Below are 17,564 nucleotides of genomic sequence, written 5' to 3' on the forward strand. Positions count from 1 at the left end.
AAATTTAAATGTAGGATATGTATAACAATAGAAGAAGGGGAATTCAAAAAAGACATTCCCCTTTCTTACATAAGTATATCAAATTATTGATGATTAAAAACTACCAGTATTCACGTTTTGTGGTCGTTGAACAGGTTTTATTAATTTTTCTCCTTCTTCATTCATAAGATTGGCTTTCCCATTTACTTCAACAGATACATTCTTTACCCCTTGCTTTTCCGTTAAAGATAAAACGAGAGACTGCAACACATAGTTCGAAATCATATTTTTATCTTTATTTGCATATATATTTTCGTTAAAGTTTAACGTCACCTTTCCATCTTGTATTTTCGGTTCACTAACGAGTTTTACCCCAGGATTAAAGTCATTTAACAAGGAAGAATGCGATGGTCCTTTCACAAGTTCATTGATTATCGTTTCCACTTCATTTTCTTTCTCTTCCGCAACGCGGCGCGTTACTGGTACATAGTACTGCCTTTTATTATTTTGCGCCATAAAATAAAGTGTCACAGGCTTTGTATTCGTTACATCTGTTATTTGTTCATCATCAAAATTAATACCGTCAGCACGGCTCACACTCTCACCAAGCGGGGTTCCTCCAACAGGCATCTTTGTTAATTTCTCTCCGTTCATTTGAAACTTCACCTGTTTAATATCTTTAAATTGCGTCAACGTCCATGCAACGGATTCAACGATTTGACGTTCTTCTTCTTTTTTATAGTTTTGCATTTCCTTTGAAAAATCAATAACCGCTGTCCCATCTTTTTTCAAATCAACTGTCATAGTTGTGTCTGCTGGTAAAACTGCTCGAAATCCATTTGGTAATATATTTTCTACTGGACCATCCTTCACAAGATATTCTAACGTTTGTTTCACAACTTCACTTTGTTTTGGAATAGGCAACGCTAAAGTTTGTGGTACGACATAACCATTTTTATCAACAAGGTACAATTCTCTTTGTATAGTTTGTCCTTGCTTTTCTTTCATTGTTACTTCTTTCTTTCCTCCGTCTGTGTAGGAAACTTTCTTTGGCGGATCAATCTGTTCTATTTCGTTCTCCTTATTTAGCAAACCACACCCAGATAACAATGCTGTGCTTACCGTAACACAAGCAAGCCATTTGAAAGTGGATTTTGGCATACTAATTCCCCCTAAAATCTAAGTTTGTACTATATGTATACAAGCCTGTTATCTTTTAGAACACGCAATCACAACTTCTCTTATCATTATCGATCCAATATAAAAACTCCTGAACAAAATCAGGAGTTTTTATACGAACCTATTTATTATTTTGTTTCCAACTCAATATGTTTCACATTCTCAATCGGTTGTCCAAACCATTTAGATGCAATCTCTTTAAATAAATCTATTTTACCTGTCGTTAAAAATAGGTGGTCACTTTGTTCTTCACCCTCATTTAACATCTTACTATGATATAAAATGGTACTCACTTCACGCGCTGTTTCGTCTCCGGAACTAATTAACTGTACTTTCTCACCCATTACCCGCTTAATAACCGGACCTAAAATTGGATAATGTGTACATCCTAAAATTAATGTATCAATTTCAGTATGCTTTAATGGTTGTAATGTTTCTCTTACAACCTCATATGCCATTTCACTTTCAAAATTCCCGCTTTCTACAAGTTCGACAAACGGCGGGCAAGCTAAACTCTCTACCATCACCCGATTATTAATAGATTTTAATGCGTCTTCATACGCACCGCTTTTTACCGTTCCAATCGTGCCGATCACCCCAACATGGCACGTATTCGTCACTTTTAAAGCTGTACGTGATCCCGGATGAATTACACCAACAACTGGAATTGGTAATTGTTTTTGCATTTCTTCCAGCACAACTGCTGTAGCTGTATTACATGCAATCACTAACATTTTAATATTTAATGCTAGCAAATATTCCGTCATTTCCCATGTAAATTGACGCACTTCCTCACGCGAGCGCGGGCCATACGGACATCTCGCTGTGTCTCCTAAATATATAATACGCTCTTTCGGCAGCTGACGAATTAACTCCTTCGCTACTGTTAATCCACCAACTCCTGAATCAATGACACCAATCGCTCTATTCAACATAATCACCTATTTCTTATTCATCATCTGTTTCTCTATTTATATATTCTATATACTTTACGATTTCATTTCACAAAGTACCTCTGTTCACAATTTTTCATATGTACCTGTATAGACCAGGACCTTTTTTATTTTGCTCCTTTTTTTCGCAATTTGCAAGACAGAAAAAATAGCCGACCTTTAAAAAAGATCGGCTTCACCTATTACAACTCGAGTTCTCCCATACGAAGAAGCTCAACAACCGCTTGCGAGCGTCCTTTAACCCCTAGCTTTTGCATTGCATTTGATATATGGTTGCGTACGGTCTTTTCACTAATAAATAGTTCACTTGCAATTTCTTTTGTTGTTTTATCTTGAACTAATAATTCAAATACTTCTCTCTCTCTCTTTGTGAGTAACGGTTTAGATTGATACGCTTTATCCTTCAACTGGTATAACCCTCCTTGCTTAAGCCAGAGCTGTACATGTGTAAGTTGGGTGTTTTATTTAGTCAAGATATTGTATGAACAAAGCGCACGAGTGGTGAATGAAAATAGGCTACATTTTGTGTGCGAATACACATTTGTATGCAATTTATATTCTTCATGTAACACTATCAGTTCTCAATGCAACTTTTACATCTTTCTGATCTAACAATGGGATTGGAATGACATGCCTATAAATAGGAACTGTCAATGTAACATCCCTTCCAGTCGTATAATCAACTGAAAACGAAAACAATTTTACTTCATTTAGTATGAGATACATATATATCGCGTTTTTATTTCATATAATTGAATTGTCCCTCTATATTATATACAATAAAAGTACATAGAATCACCGATATATAAAAATAGGTGATTCACATACGAAAGGAGAGGAGCGTATAGTGGCAAAACAGTTACGTAAGTCTGAAACTGATAAAATGCTATTCGGTGTATGTGGGGGCTTAGGTGAATATTTTGATATAAGCTCTAGTATGATTCGTATCCTCTGGGTTATTGCGTTCTTATGCTTTGGAACAGGATTTTTAGCTTATCTTATCTGCTTATTACTCATGCCACGCTCTTATTAGCACCGATATTCGGTGTTAATTCCTATCATTTAACAGATACGCCAGTTAACCCGGCTCATAATATTGCATCAGCTTTATTCGCTGGTGGAGAGGCTGTATCTCAATTATGAGTGTTTATTGTTACCCTAATTATTAGTGGTATCGTTGCTGTTATTGTTGGGAGATTTGTATTAAATACTGAAAATAATATGATAAATAAACAAGCGAGCCTTATGTAGAAAGGCTCGCTTGTTTATTTTTGTATTTTCGATTGTAAGCTTGTCACAAGCTGCTGTACTGTTACATTCGCAAGTACATGCTCCATTGCTTCTTGTGCTTGTATTAAAATAATTTCTAATACCGATTGAATATTCGCTCCGACTGGACATTCGACATTTGGATTTTCATGGAAGGAAAATAAATGACCTTCTTCTACTACTTCCACCGCTTTATATACATCAAGTAATGTAATTTCATCTAAATCACGAGCAAGTGATGTACCACCTTTTCCAGCTTGAACATCAACAAGACCTGCTCTTTTCAACATTCCTGTAATTCGGCGAATCACAACTGGATTTGTATTTACACTACCAGCAATCCATTCAGAGGTACAGCGAGAGTTTCGATCGATCGCAAGTAACGTTAACATATGAACACCTACTGTAAAACGGCTACTAATTCCCATCTGCACACCCTCCTTTACGTTCATTCTATCAAAAAACATACATACTATTATATACCATTTCTTCTTTATACATAAAGAAAAAGCATGATTCTCCTTAGAAAATCATGCTTTTATCCTTATTGACGCTTCATAAACTTAGCTAAATCTTTAAATTTCACTTTATCAGAGTAGTTCATAACACCATTGACATAAATGCGACTTGCAATCCAATTAATGATTACAATCGTTAGGAATAAAATCGCTAATGTAGTACTAATCTCTATAGCCCCTGCCTCACCAGCAACAATACGAGAGAATGTAACCATCGGCGTAAAGAATGGGATATAAGAACTAATTACAACAAGTGTACTATTTGGATCTGTTAATGCTTTAATACTAATGAAAAGTGCGCCCATTGCTAAAAATATAATTGGCGTTGCAACAGTTTGCAAATCTTCCGTTTTAGATACAACTGCTCCCATAGCTGCATATAGCATTGCATACAATAAATATCCTGTCACAAAGTAGATTAAGAACATACTAATGACAAATGAATTTAACGCCTCAAAATTTAGAAACAGTCCGAACATCCCGGAATTGTCAAAATCAACCCAACCAATTGCATATGGAATGAAAAATCCACAAGCTGCAATTAATAGCTGGGATAAGGCCGTTGCAATTGTTGCTATAACCTTTGCATACATCAATATGATTGGTTTTACTTTCGGAATCATAACTTCCATAACGCGAGAAGCCTTTTCGGATGCAATACTCGTTCCAATCGCATTCCCATACATGAGAATAAACATGTATAGTATAAATGTAAAGAAATACCCGATACCAAATATGCTCGCACGATCTTTTATCGCTTCTTCTTTTAGTGGAATTTCCACCTGTAATTTCTGTGCTACATCCGGTGAAATATTATTCGTAGTAATCGTTATTTGTGTATATTGTTGTTTGAAATACTTTGTTATAACCGCAGATTCTGCTTCGTTCGGAAATCCACTATATATATATTTCACTTCTGGGATTCCATTCTTTTCTGTTATATGAAACAACCCATCTAAATCGCCTTCTTCAACTTGCTTATGTAACTTATCATACTCTTCTTTCGTACCCAATTTCACCTTCGCATCTGGTAACAATTTATTCAATTCATCTTCTTGTACTTTATAAGTAGAAGTTTCTACTACAATTGCAATCTTATCTTTATCCTTACTTTTATCTCCACCAGATGCAAAGTGATTAAAAGCAAAGACACCAAATATAAGTAAAAATAAAATACCGCTCGTAATTAATGTCTTTTTAGAAAGAAATGATTCCCTAAAATAAAATGAGAATACATGAGAAAATTTACGCATCACTATTTCGCCCTTTCTACAAATATTTCGTTTAGCGTCGGCTCTAACATTTTAAATTGTCTTAAGCTTATATCTTGTTCCTGCAATTTTTTTAAAATCATTAAAGCTTCTGCATCATCATGGACTTTCACATATAGCAATCCTTGTTGTTTTTCGTACGAAATATGTAAGGCTTGCAATGCCTGTTCATTTTCTATCACATCTTCAATTGTTAAGTTACGAAAACCGTATTCTTTTTTTATGTCGCTTAGTTTCCCTTCTACAACCGCTTCCCCTTTCTTTAAAATACAGACGTGTTGACAAAACGCTTCCACTTGTTCCATACGATGGCTTGATAAAATAATTGTTTTTCCCTTTTGTATTTGCTCTTCAATTATATTTGCGAGCATACTAGCATTAACTGGATCAAGCCCGCTAAATGGCTCATCTAAAATAAGAAGCTCTGGATCGTGAAGAAGTGCAGCAATTAATTGTATTTTTTGTTGATTTCCTTTTGAAAGCTCTCCTGCCATTTTATATTTATATTCTGGAATCGCGAGTTTTTCTAACCAGCGATCAATCGCGCGGTCTACTTCTTTTTTCGTCATTCCTTCTAATCTACCAAAATAGCGAAGTTGATCCACTACTCTACTTTTTGTATACAATCCTCTTTCTTCCGGAAGATACCCAATCGTTACACCACTTTCAGAAATGGCTTTCCCATCCCATGTAATGGATCCTTCATTCGGCGTTAATAAACCGAGAAGCATTTTGATCGTCGTTGTTTTTCCTGCACCGTTTCGGCCAAGTAATCCTAATACTTCTCCCTTCGGTAATGAAATATGTAATTGATTAACTGCTTTTGATTCGCCAAATATTTTTGTTAACTTTTGTATTTGTAAACTCAAATGATAACTCCTCCCCTTCTCTATCATGATATTTTATTCTCATATACCTAATTTATCCATCATTCATTTAAAATTGCAAATCGAAAACTACCTATTATCAATTATAATCACACAAATATATAACGTTTTATATAAATATTGTATTTTACTATATAATATAAAATCAATTATTTGCAACTTCAAAAAAACCAATACAGAGAAAGATAAAATTCGTCGAAACAGCTTACAATCATTTGATGAAAAATAAGAAAAGGATGGCTTTCACCATCCTTTTCTTTTATCTACCATATTTTAAACTGAAGACATTCTCCTACTTTATCGTTCCTTGTAAAGGTAAGATAAACACTTCTACACGTCGATTCTTTGCTTTCCCTTCCGATGTATCGTTTGAAGTAGCCGGACGATATTCCCCATATCCAGTGGCACTAAATTTCGCTGGGTCTAACTGTTTATTTTGAAGCAACACTTGCATGAAATTTACAGCTCGCTGTGTACTTAATTCCCAGTTTGACGAAAATTGAGAATTGGTTATCGGTACATTATCTGTATGACCTGATACCGTAATTTCACGTGGAGCAGCTGAAAGTAACAAATGAGACATCTCGTTCGCAATATTTAGCGATTCTGGTTTCACATCCGCTTTGCCCGAATCAAATAATACATTCTCTAATATCGTTATCATCAAGCCTTGTTCCGTTAGCTTTGTTTTAAAAGAAGATGATAATTGTCTTTCCTCAATATATTGATCAATACTTTTTTGTACAGCTTTTAATTCGTTCATTTCTCGCTGTTTTACTTCTGCTTCAGCTTTTTCTGTTGCTTGTTTTTTTATATTTTCAGCTTCCAAACTGTCTGTTGATAACTCTTCTTTCTTTTTTGGTTTCTGGTCACTTAAAAACTCTTTATTCCCAGTTCCCCCTGCTAGTTCACTTCGGAAAGAAAGAGCCATCTGTTTAAATTTCGCTGCATCAATGCTACTCATAGCAAATAAAACAATAAAAAGGGCAAATAACAACGTTAACATATCAGAATATGGAATAAGCCATGTTTCATCAATATGTTCCTCATGTTTTTTCTTTTTCCCTTTTCTACTCTTTTTACTCCTCATTTTGTTCCGCTCCTTTTTCTAGCTTTTTACGCTCAGAAGCAGAAAGTGCGCCTAAAATACGATTTTTCATAATAAATGGATATGTACCTTCTTGTAACATTAATAAACAATCGATAATTAATCGTTTCTTTTCTAATTCTGCTGCAGATTTTTGCTTTAACTTATTGGCAAATGGATGCCATAATACATACCCTGAAAAAATACCAAAAATGGTTGCGATAAATGCCCCTGAAATCGCATGCCCTAGCTTCTCAATATCGGTTAAATTACCTAGAGCAGCTACAAGGCCAATTACAGCTCCTAAAACCCCAAGCGTCGGTGCATATGTACCAGCTTGCGAAAATATAGCCGCACCTTTTGCATGACGTTCCTCCATTGCCTCCAATTCAGCTTCTAAAATTCGCTCTAAATCTTCAGCCGACACACCATCAATAACAAATTTCATACCACGTAATAGAAATTCATCTTGAATGCCATCTAATTGTTGTTCTAAAGATAAAATACCGTACTTCCGACTTTCGGATGTCCATTGAACAAATGACTCTAACAATTGTTCATAGCTTAAATCCTTTTTATTTGAACCAAAAAGAACTTTAAATAACTTCGGAACTCCTTTCAATTGATTCATTGGAAATGCAATACATACCGCTGCTATTGTTCCAACAAAAATAATAAGTGCTGCAGCAGGGTTTAATAAAGCTGCTACCTCAGCTCCCTTAAAGAACATCCCTACTATTACTGCAACCAAACCTAATATAATTCCAATAATTGTTGCAAAATCCATTCCCTTTCACTCCTAGCTTATCCAAGAAGTTATCCACTCTCAATAATCGTTACATCTTCTTATGTATATATATTACATAAAAAATCAATTTCACGAAAGATTTTAGAAATATTATTCTAAAAAAAACTACATATTCAAACATTTTCTGACATTTTCTTTGCAATTCTATTACGTTACGACTCTTATATTTCTTTTTCTACAAACTAGATTTATAATAAAAACAATATAAGTTTAAGAAGAAAGGACTGAGAATAAGCATCTTTATGAAAAAAATAGTTTTTATTTCTACCGCTACCGCTATAATCGGCATCACATCCTTCGCTTATTTCAGCTCTCACTCATTCATGCGAAATGAAGTGAAAGCAGTCGATGATCAAAAGCATGTGAAACATTCAAATGAAGAAATTCCTTCCTTTCCAAAAGCAGCTCATACAGCTCAAAAAATAGATGATACTTTTTCTCTCGTTACAAACCCAGATTCACCACTTGTCTTAGTGAATAAACATCGCAAATTACCAGATGGCCATATACCGAAAGATTTAATAAAACCAAATGTTCCCTTTACCTCTCCTAAAGATAAAGAAAAAACATTACTTCGTAAAAATGCTGCCATCGCCCTTGAGAACATGTTCCAAGCTGCAAAAGAAGATGGATTAGAACTAATAGCTGTTTCAGGATATCGCTCTTATAAACGGCAACAATCTTTACATAACACATATATTAAACGCCAAGGAAAGGCTGAAGCTGAAGCTGTTAGCGCAATTCCTGGAACAAGCGAACATCAGACTGGGCTTGCAATGGATATTAGTTCTAAATCAGCAAAATACCAATTAGAACCTATTTTCGGAGATACAAAAGAAGGGAAATGGGTTGCAGCACACGCTCATAAATTCGGCTTTGTCATTCGATACTTAGAAGATAAAACAGATATAACCGGATACGCATATGAGCCATGGCATCTACGCTATGTTGGGAATCCGTATGCTACATACTTATATAAACACCACTTAACATTAGAAGAAGCAATGGATGATAAAAAATAAAGAGAGCGAAATCGCTCTCTTTATTTTTGCAATAATTTTTGCTTCCATTCCTTAAACCATGATTCTCCTTTTCCTGTTTTCTTAGACACTTGTACCATTGCTCCACGGCCCACTAAACAAATTTCTCCAGACTCATTTTTCACCATATAGTGTAAGTCCAATGATGAATTTCCCACTGCTCCAGCTTTTACATATACTTTTAAGTGTTCATCAAAGAAAATTTGCTTCAAAAAATTACACTGAAGATCCGCAACTACAATCATTGTTTCAGATGACTTATGCGTCCACTCTTGCATAAAACCAAGCTCTTTAAAAAATTCAATCCGAGCTTCTTCAAAATACGTAAACGCTACACTGTTATTCATATGGCCAAACATATCGGTTTCACCAAAACGAACTTTCACAGGAATATAAAATGAAAAACCACATTCCCATTTCTCAAAATCTTCGATATACGAAATTTGCTTCATAATCAACTCTCCTTTTTGAATAAACAGAAAATTTTAAAGTCAGTTCAAAAAAGCATCTATATAAATATTGCCTCTTCAAATCGAAGAGGCAATATTTATTAATAGTTATTATCGCTACCAAAGAAATCCTTAAATGATTGAATTGTTGTATCACGGTTTAAAGCTGCAATGGATGTTGTCAACGGAATCCCTTTTGGACATGACTGTACACAATTTTGCGAGTTACCACAGTTAGCAAGTCCACCATCACCCATAATGGCACGTAAGCGATCTGCCTTATGCATTTCACCAGTTGGATGTGCATTGAACAAACGCACTTGTGACAATGGTGCAGGCCCGATAAAATCAGATTTGCTATTTACATTCGGACATGATTCTAAGCAAACTCCACAAGTCATACATTTTGAAAGTTCGTATGCCCATTGGCGTTTTTTCTCTGGCATTCTTGGTCCCGCTCCCAAATCATATGTACCATCAATTGGAATCCAAGCTTTTACCCGTTTTAACGCATGAAACATGCGACTACGATCAACTTGTAAGTCACGTACAACAGGGAATGTCTTCATCGGTTGTAAGCGAACTGGTTGCTCTAATTTATCAATAAGCGCTGTACATGATTGTCGTGGTCTACCATTAATCACCATAGAACAAGCGCCGCACACTTCTTCTAAACAGTTCATATCCCATGCAACTGGAGTCGTGTGATTTCCTTTTGCATCAACTGGGTTACGACGAATTTCCATAAGCGCTGAAATAATGTTCATATTAGGACGATATGGAATTTCAAATTCTTGATCATATGGCTGTGAATTCGGTCCGTCTTGTCGTGTAATGATGAGGCGGATTGTTTTCTCAGGCATGTTGTTTATCCCCCTTCTCTTCACCCTTAGAAGCTACTTCATGTTTTGAAGTGTAATCACGCTTACGCGGTTTGATTAATGAAATATCAACATCTTCATAATGGAATGCTGGTGCATTTCCTTCGCCATCAAATTTCGCCATTGTTGTTTTCAAGAAGTTCACGTCATCACGCTCTGGGAATTCTGGTTTATAATGTGCTCCCCGACTTTCATTACGGTTATATGCCCCAATTGTAATAACACGTGCTAATTGAAGCATATTTGCAAGTTGACGTGTAAATGAAGCACCTTGGTTACTCCATTTTGCTGTATCGTTAATGTTAATGCGTTTATAACGCTCCATTAACTCTTGAATTTTATCATCTGTTTCTAGTAGTTTTTTATTTTCACGAACTACCGTTACATTATCCGTCATCCATTCTCCAAGTTCTTTATGAAGAATGTAAGCATTTTCATTACCATCTAATGATAAAATATTGTTAAATTTCTCTGTTTCGATCAATTCATTTTGTTCATAGACAGCTGATGAAACAGTATCCGATGCTTTTGTTAGACCTTTTATATATTCAATTGCACTTGGACCGGCTACCATACCACCATAAATTGCAGATAGTAAAGAGTTTGCTCCAAGTCGGTTTGCTCCGTGCATAGAATAATCACACTCACCTGCTGCAAACAAACCTGGAATATTGGTCATTTGCTTATAATCTACCCATAATCCACCCATTGAGTAATGAACAGCTGGGAAGATTTTCATCGGTAGTTTACGAGGGTCATCACCTGTAAACTTCTCATAAATTTCAATAATTCCACCAAGTTTAATATCTAGTTCTTTCGGGTCTTTATGAGAAAGATCTAGATATACCATATTTTCACCATTAATACCTAGTTTTTGTTCCACACATACGTCAAAGATTTCACGTGTTGCGATATCACGAGGTACAAGGTTTCCATATGCAGGATATTTCTCTTCTAAGAAATACCACGGTTTACCGTCTTTATATGTCCAAACACGGCCACCTTCACCACGTGCAGATTCACTCATTAAGCGTAATTTATCATCACCAGGAATTGCTGTTGGATGAATTTGAATGAACTCACCATTTGCATAATATGCACCTTGTTGATAAATAACTGATGCTGCTGTACCTGTATTAATAATAGAGTTTGTAGATTTTCCGAAGATGATACCAGGGCCCCCTGTTGCCATAATCACGGCATCAGCTCGGAAACTTTTAATCTCCATAGATTGTAAATCTTGTGCAACGATTCCTCGGCATACACCTTCATCATCAATAACAGCTCGTAAGAAATCCCAACCTTCATATTTCGTTACAAGTCCTGCTACTTCATGACGACGCACTTGTTCATCTAATGCGTACAATAACTGTTGACCAGTCGTTGCACCAGCGAATGCTGTACGATGATGTTGCGTTCCACCGAAACGGCGGAAATCAAGAAGTCCCTCTTCTGTACGGTTGAACATAACACCCATGCGATCCATTAAATGAATAATACCAGGTGCTGCTTCACACATTGCTTTAACTGGTGGTTGATTCGCTAAAAAGTCCCCACCATAAATTGTATCGTCAAAGTGGATCCATGGAGAATCCCCTTCACCTTTCGTATTTACGGCACCGTTAATACCACCTTGGGCACATACAGAATGCGAACGTTTTACTGGTACTAAAGAAAACAATTCCACGTTTACTCCTGCTTCTGCCGCTTTAATCGTTGCCATTAAGCCAGCCAAGCCACCGCCGACTACTATAAGTTTCCCTTTCATGATCTCCCACTCCTTACTGATTTGCTAGCTGCGGATCAACAAACGCTAATAATGCACTCACACCTACATAAGATAAACCTAAGAAAATTGCTAAAGTTACATAAGTAGAGATACGTTGCGAACGTGGTGATACTGTAATTCCCCAGCTAATGCAGAATGTCCATAGCCCATTTGCAAAGTGGAAAATTGTTGATACAACCCCAACTAAATAGAAACCAAACATAACAGGATTTCCTAAAATATTCGCCATCATATCATAGTTCACTTGCTGTCCCATCGCAGCTTGAATACGAGTTTCCCAAACATGCCAGGAGATAAAGATAAGAGTGATAACACCTGAGATTCTTTGGAAAACGAACATCCAGTTGCGGAAATAGCTGTATGATATTGCATTATTCTTAGCTGTAAAAGCAATATATAATCCATATATTGCATGGTACAGTATCGGTAAAAAGATGACAAAAATCTCTAGCGCATACCGGAATGGAAGGAGCTCCATAAAATGAGCAGCTTTGTTAAAAGCCTCTGCTCCTCTTGTTGCAAAATTATTTACTACTAAGTGTTGCGTCAAAAAGACACCAACCGGGATGACTCCCATTAATGAGTGCCACTTACGAAACGTATACTCGCGGCCTTTCATGTCCCCATTACCCCCCTTGAATGTTTGACTGCTGCTTTCAGAATAGTTTATAACAATAATGTTTTTTCACTACTGCTATAAGAAAAACTGAAAAAATTATTCGAAATATTTCAGCATAATTTGATACCAAGTTCATTTTACTCCTATTTTTGTCGAAGCGTCAAGAAAACGTATACATAATTTGCATATAATTTGCCAATTCTTTTTTTCTTCCTATATATTCATATTTTCCCGTAGAAAGTGCTGTTTTTTATAAGCGAGAAATGTTATATAATAATCCCTATAGAAAGAGGGGAATATTGTGAGCAAAAATAAAGTCGATATAGAATCTTTACAGGATATTTCTTTGAACGCATTCGCTTATGAGCTACTTCGCGAGGAATTATTATCTGATTTAATTGGTAAAGAATTAAATGAAATTTTATACTGGGCTGGTAGAAACTTAGCTAGAAAATACCCACTAGAAACAATTGAAGAAATGATTCATTTTTTTGAAAAAGCTGGCTGGGGTACTTTAAGTATCATCGAGCATAAACGACGAGAAATGCATTTTCAGCTAACTGGCCCACTTATCATAGAACGTGAAAAACAAAAACGCCATTCTTCTTATCAATTAGAAGCTGGCTTTATTGCTGAACAAATTCAAAGGCAACGAAATGTTGTTGCCGAATCCTATGAAGAGCAAAAGAAGCGTTCGGATTCTATCACATTCCTTGTAAAATGGGATGTAAAAGACATCATTGAAGTATAATCTCTCTACTAACAGTCAGCTAGACACATATGTTTAGTTGACTGTTTTATATCTTACACGTTATTCACATATTTTAGAATATTGCGTGATTATAACAAAAAACAGAAGACATTGTAAACTACAATGTCTTGTTGTTCGTTAAATAAGAATAAATGGTTTCTGCTACATGTTGCGGTATTCCCGCTTCAACAAATTCCCCTACAGAAGCTTCCTTCATTTTTTTCAAGGAACCAAAATGCTTTAACAATACTTTTTTTCTCTTTTCTCCCACTCCTGGAATTCCATCTAAAGCAGATTGAATAACTGACTTTCCATGCAGCTGCCGATGGAATGTAATCGCAAATCGATGTACCTCATCTTGAATTCGTTGTAATAAATAAAATTCTTGACTATTTCTTTCTAGTATAACAGGATCTGGTGGATCTCCGATGATTAAATGAGATGTTCGGTGCTTCTCATCTTTTACAAGTCCAGCTATCGGAATATATAATCCAAGCTCATTTTCTAAAACATCACTTGCCGCCGCAAGATGCCCTTTCCCGCCATCAATAACAATTAAATCAGGAAGCGGTAATCCTTCTTTTAATGCTCTTGTATAGCGGCGACGCACAACTTCTCGCATCGATTCATAATCATCAGGGCCTTGAACCGTTTTGATTTTATATTTACGATATTCCTTTTTCGCAGGCTTTCCATCAATAAATACAATCATTGCCGATACAGGATTTACTCCTTGAATATTTGAGTTATCAAAGGCCTCAATCCGATACGGTGTGTCAATTCCTAACCGTTCTCCTAAATTTTCAATTGCTTTTACTGTACGCTCTTCATCACGTTCAATTAAATAAAACTTCTCTTCTAAAGCAATTTTCGCATTTTTATTTGCCAGTTCAACAAGTTCTTTTTTCTTCCCACGCTTTGGTTGCGTTACATCCACTTCTAAAAAACGCTCTACTAATTCAGGATCAATACTTCCTGGCACGGCGATTTCTTTCGGTTTAAAATGATTGTTTTGCTCATAAAATTGGCCAATAAATGTTAGGAACCCTTCCTCTGGTTCATCATAAATCGGAAACATAGAAACGTCGCGCTCAATCAACTTCCCTTTTCGAATGAAGAAGACTTGCACGCACATCCACCCTTTATCTACTGCATATCCAAATACATCACGATCTACAATATCATTCATAATCATCTTTTGCTTTTCCATAATTGCATCCATATGAGCAATTTGATCGCGCAGTTCTTTCGCCCGTTCAAATTCCAATTTCTCAGATGCCTCATACATTTTCGCTTCTAATTCTGAACGAATTTCTTTATGCCCACCATTTAAAAATTTTGTAATTTTATCAACGATTTCTTTATTTTGTTCATCTGTTACTTCGTTTACACAAGGCGCTAGACATTGCCCCATATGATAATATAAGCATACTTTGTCCGGCATTTTTGTACATTTACGAAGCGGATACATACGATCTAGTAATTTTTTCGTTTCATGTGCAGACTGTGAGTTTGGATAAGGACCAAAATACTTTCCTTTGTCTTTTTTCACCTTTCGCGTAATTAGCAAACGCGGCTGCTTCTCTCCAGTAATTTTAATAAACGGATATGTTTTATCATCTTTTAATTTCATATTATAGCGCGGATCATACTTTTTAATTAAATTTAATTCTAAAATAAGTGCTTCTAAATTGGAAGAAGTCACAATGTATTCAAAGTCAGCAATCTCTCCAACAAGACGAAGTGTCTTCCCATCATGTGAACCGGTAAAATACGAGCGCACACGATTTTTTAATACTTTCGCCTTTCCGACATATATGACCGTTCCCTGCTTATCCTTCATCAAATAACAACCTGGTTGGTCTGGTAAAATTGCTAACTTCTCTTTTAAATGTTCGTGCACTCTCATACCTCCATTCTCCATATGTATCATCGCTATTTATAAAGAGGAACATCTCTGTCACTCCCCAACATACGTTCTTTCATTGTAACGGAAAATAAGAAAAAAGGAAAATCTCTTCTATTTATAATGTTACATGCAAATGATGCTGAATTTTCCTTCTGCTTGACACACAATGGATTTAAAAAATAATTCACATATAAAGAAAAACTTTAGTGAGTGGATCTTTCTTCCTCCTCCGCTCATTATTAGATGAAGCAATTGAGCTGTAAGGCTTCTCTTTATCTTTACTTCTCTCTAAATCTTGAGATGAGAGTCTTACTGCCCTAAAATAGCGAGATAAAGTAATGAGTATATCAGAAAAAGAAAAAGAAGAAGAAGGAGAATGAAAATAAAAATGGAAAAATAGTTCATGAATGCTCACTATTTTTCCTCTCATAATAGAACTTACTTAGAAAAGGATTGCATATGTGGCTATTTTTATTGTTTAAAAAATTTCCACCCAATAGAAATTGTGGATAACAACAATACAGCTATTTGTCCTCATTGTGGCATGGACTCTATTATAGGAGAAGGGTTTGGTTTTCAAATGACCGAACTTTTTAAAACAAATGAATGGAAAATAGTTTTAATGAAAAGAAAAAAACGCTGCCAACAGGGCAACGCTTTTCTTTTTAGAAGTGTTTAGAAACTAATTCTACTAACGCTTCTTTTGGTTTGTAACCTAATGCTTGATCAACCACTTTACCATCTTTTAAGACGAAAAGAGCTGGAATGCTCATTACTTCGAATTGACGAGCAGTTTCTTGGTTTTCATCAACATCCACTTTTACTACTTTTACTTTATCGCCTAATTCTGCATCAATTTCTTCTAATACAGGAGCGATCATTTTACAAGGTCCACACCATGGTGCCCAAAAATCTAATAATACAACACCTTCGCTTATTTCGGCTGCGAAGCTTTGGTCAGTTGCGTTTACAATTGCCATTTCATTTCCTCCTTCAAGTGTATTCTACCAAGAGTATATCATTATCTTATATACGTGGCGAATATTATGTATCGTTATGTATTGTAACAAAAAAATGTGCCTTTATACTATACAAAAATATAGAAATACATATAAAAAAGTGAGAGACAAGAAATCTCCCACATTTCCTTATATATAAGGGTCATTCACTTGAAACGCAAAGATCATCGAATTAAGAATGTACTTTTAACTTTTTAAACTCCTCTGTTAAAAGTGGTACAACTTCAAATAAGTCACCAACAATGCCATAGTCAGCTACTTTAAAAATACTTGCTTCTGGATCTTTATTAATTGCAACGATTACTTTTGAGTTAGACATACCAGCTAAATGTTGAATCGCACCGGAAATACCACATGCAATGTATAAATCTGGTGTAACAACTTTACCTGTTTGCCCAATTTGCAATGAATAGTCACAATATTCTGCGTCACAAGCTCCACGAGATGCTCCAACAGCCCCTCCTAAAACATCAGCTAATTCTTGTAACGGTTTAAAACCATCTTCACTTTTCACTCCACGTCCACCGGCAACGATTACTTTCGCTTCTGAAAGATCTACACCTGTTGCTGTTTTACGAACAACATCTTGAATAATCGTACGCAAATCTTTTACATCAACTGTAATAGATGATACATCTCCCGTACGCGACTCATCTTTTTCAAGCGGCGTAATATTGTTTGGGCGCACCGTTGCAAACAATATACCATCTGTTACAATTTTCTTCTCAAATGCTTTACCAGAATAAATTGGACGAGTGAATACAACATTACCGCCAGCAATTTCTAAAGCAGTTACATCAGACACAAGTCCTGCTTCTAGTTTTGCAGCTAATTTCGGCGATAAGTCTTTTCCAAGTGCTGTATGTCCAAATACAATCCCCTCTGGTTTTTCTTCATCATGTACAGCTAAAAATGCTTGTGCATAACCATCGGATGTATATGATTTTAATGTATCACTTTCAACTGTCACAACGCGATCTGCACCGTAATGAATCAATTCGCTTGCCAAACTAGCAACACTTTCTCCAATAAGAAGGCCAACTACTTCACCACCTTCTGCAATTGTTTTTGCTGCTGCGATTGCCTCAAATGAAACGTTACGTAGTGATCCATCACGAACCTCACCCATTACTAATACTTTACGAGCCATAGATTT

General features: G+C 35.8%; 19 protein-coding genes and 1 pseudogene. 5 read left to right on the forward strand and 15 right to left on the reverse strand.

Going from position 1 to position 17,564, the window contains the following annotated elements; translation table 11 throughout:
- Window positions 1-93 precede the first annotated feature (93 nt).
- The 3 genes from BCER98_RS16170 to gerE form a co-directional block, all read right to left on the reverse strand.
- Window positions 94-1,140: a GerMN domain-containing protein gene (locus tag BCER98_RS16170; protein ID WP_012095664.1), complete on the reverse strand. Its 1,047-nt coding sequence runs from the start codon at window positions 1,138-1,140 to the stop codon at window positions 94-96.
- 146 nt (window positions 1,141-1,286) lie between these two features.
- Entirely contained in the window at window positions 1,287-2,093 is an 807-nt protein-coding gene (racE, locus tag BCER98_RS16175) for a glutamate racemase (protein ID WP_219339312.1), read from the reverse strand.
- A gap of 200 nt (window positions 2,094-2,293) precedes the next feature.
- Window positions 2,294-2,518 carry a spore germination transcription factor GerE gene (gene gerE, locus BCER98_RS16180; RefSeq protein ID WP_012095666.1) on the reverse strand — a complete coding sequence of 75 codons (225 nt, stop codon included), beginning with the start codon at window positions 2,516-2,518 and terminating at the stop codon, window positions 2,294-2,296.
- 440 nt (window positions 2,519-2,958) lie between these two features.
- Here gerE and BCER98_RS16185 point away from each other — a divergent pair, with 440 nt between their 5' ends.
- Window positions 2,959-3,144: a PspC domain-containing protein gene (locus BCER98_RS16185; protein ID WP_012095667.1), complete on the forward strand. Its 186-nt coding sequence runs from the start codon at window positions 2,959-2,961 to the stop codon at window positions 3,142-3,144.
- Window positions 3,117-3,362, forward strand: a pseudogene (locus BCER98_RS23225) (hypothetical protein); the annotation flags it as partial. The gene BCER98_RS16185 and the pseudogene BCER98_RS23225, both read left to right, overlap by 28 nt.
- A 14-nt stretch (window positions 3,363-3,376) precedes the next feature.
- Here BCER98_RS23225 and BCER98_RS16190 read toward each other — a convergent pair.
- From BCER98_RS16190 to motA, 5 genes are all read right to left on the reverse strand, one after another.
- Window positions 3,377-3,808 carry an Rrf2 family transcriptional regulator gene (locus tag BCER98_RS16190; protein ID WP_012095668.1) on the reverse strand — a complete coding sequence of 144 codons (432 nt, stop codon included), beginning with the start codon at window positions 3,806-3,808 and terminating at the stop codon, window positions 3,377-3,379.
- Window positions 3,809-3,924: 116 nt separating this feature from the next.
- Window positions 3,925-5,151, reverse strand: a complete 1,227-nt coding sequence (locus tag BCER98_RS16195; protein WP_012095669.1) for an ABC transporter permease — start codon at window positions 5,149-5,151, stop codon at window positions 3,925-3,927.
- Between the two features lie 2 nt (window positions 5,152-5,153).
- Complete coding sequence (locus tag BCER98_RS16200; RefSeq protein WP_012095670.1) at window positions 5,154-6,038, reverse strand: ABC transporter ATP-binding protein; 885 nt, start codon at window positions 6,036-6,038, stop codon at window positions 5,154-5,156.
- 310 nt (window positions 6,039-6,348) lie between these two features.
- Window positions 6,349-7,146 carry a flagellar motor protein MotB gene (gene motB, locus BCER98_RS16205; protein WP_012095671.1) on the reverse strand — a complete coding sequence of 266 codons (798 nt, stop codon included), beginning with the start codon at window positions 7,144-7,146 and terminating at the stop codon, window positions 6,349-6,351.
- The gene (gene motA / locus BCER98_RS16210; protein ID WP_012095672.1) at window positions 7,136-7,930 is read right to left on the reverse strand and encodes a flagellar motor stator protein MotA; all 795 of its coding nucleotides are present in this window, start codon (window positions 7,928-7,930) and stop codon (window positions 7,136-7,138) included. Before motA ends, motB begins: the two co-directional genes overlap by 11 nt.
- Window positions 7,931-8,193: 263 nt before the next feature.
- Here motA and BCER98_RS16215 point away from each other — a divergent pair, with 263 nt between their 5' ends.
- Entirely contained in the window at window positions 8,194-8,973 is a 780-nt protein-coding gene (locus tag BCER98_RS16215) for a M15 family metallopeptidase (RefSeq protein WP_012095673.1), read from the forward strand.
- A gap of 20 nt (window positions 8,974-8,993) precedes the next feature.
- On the opposite strand, the gene BCER98_RS16220 is transcribed toward BCER98_RS16215, so the two are convergent.
- From BCER98_RS16220 to BCER98_RS16235, 4 genes are all read right to left on the reverse strand, one after another.
- A complete protein-coding gene (locus tag BCER98_RS16220; protein ID WP_012095674.1) occupies window positions 8,994-9,443 on the reverse strand; it encodes an acyl-CoA thioesterase in 450 nt (149 codons plus the stop codon).
- Window positions 9,444-9,541: 98 nt separating this feature from the next.
- Window positions 9,542-10,303 carry a succinate dehydrogenase iron-sulfur subunit gene (sdhB, locus tag BCER98_RS16225; RefSeq protein ID WP_012095675.1) on the reverse strand — a complete coding sequence of 254 codons (762 nt, stop codon included), beginning with the start codon at window positions 10,301-10,303 and terminating at the stop codon, window positions 9,542-9,544.
- Entirely contained in the window at window positions 10,296-12,089 is a 1,794-nt protein-coding gene (sdhA, locus tag BCER98_RS16230) for a succinate dehydrogenase flavoprotein subunit (RefSeq protein ID WP_012095676.1), read from the reverse strand. The genes sdhB and sdhA overlap by 8 nt, the downstream gene beginning before the upstream one ends.
- Window positions 12,090-12,102: 13 nt before the next feature.
- A complete protein-coding gene (locus BCER98_RS16235) occupies window positions 12,103-12,729 on the reverse strand; it encodes a succinate dehydrogenase cytochrome b558 subunit (protein WP_012095677.1) in 627 nt (208 codons plus the stop codon).
- Window positions 12,730-13,030: 301 nt separating this feature from the next.
- Here BCER98_RS16235 and BCER98_RS16240 point away from each other — a divergent pair, with 301 nt between their 5' ends.
- Window positions 13,031-13,480 (forward strand): YslB family protein, encoded by a 450-nt coding sequence (locus BCER98_RS16240; RefSeq protein ID WP_012095678.1) that lies wholly within the window; start codon window positions 13,031-13,033, stop codon window positions 13,478-13,480.
- 118 nt (window positions 13,481-13,598) lie between these two features.
- On the opposite strand, the gene uvrC is transcribed toward BCER98_RS16240, so the two are convergent.
- A complete protein-coding gene (uvrC, locus tag BCER98_RS16245; RefSeq protein WP_041810057.1) occupies window positions 13,599-15,383 on the reverse strand; it encodes an excinuclease ABC subunit UvrC in 1,785 nt (594 codons plus the stop codon).
- Between the two features lie 409 nt (window positions 15,384-15,792).
- Here uvrC and BCER98_RS16250 point away from each other — a divergent pair, with 409 nt between their 5' ends.
- Complete coding sequence (locus BCER98_RS16250; RefSeq protein ID WP_235436503.1) at window positions 15,793-16,068, forward strand: hypothetical protein; 276 nt, start codon at window positions 15,793-15,795, stop codon at window positions 16,066-16,068.
- Here BCER98_RS16250 and trxA read toward each other — a convergent pair.
- Together trxA and BCER98_RS16260 are read right to left on the reverse strand one after the other, a co-directional pair.
- Complete coding sequence (gene trxA, locus BCER98_RS16255; RefSeq protein WP_012095680.1) at window positions 16,055-16,369, reverse strand: thioredoxin; 315 nt, start codon at window positions 16,367-16,369, stop codon at window positions 16,055-16,057. The two genes, BCER98_RS16250 and trxA, sit on opposite strands and share 14 nt — an antisense overlap.
- A gap of 211 nt (window positions 16,370-16,580) precedes the next feature.
- Entirely contained in the window at window positions 16,581-17,558 is a 978-nt protein-coding gene (locus tag BCER98_RS16260) for an electron transfer flavoprotein subunit alpha/FixB family protein (protein ID WP_012095681.1), read from the reverse strand.
- Window positions 17,559-17,564 lie beyond the last annotated feature (6 nt).

The organism is Bacillus cytotoxicus NVH 391-98 (assembly GCF_000017425.1).
Classification (GTDB): domain Bacteria; phylum Bacillota; class Bacilli; order Bacillales; family Bacillaceae_G; genus Bacillus_A; species Bacillus_A cytotoxicus.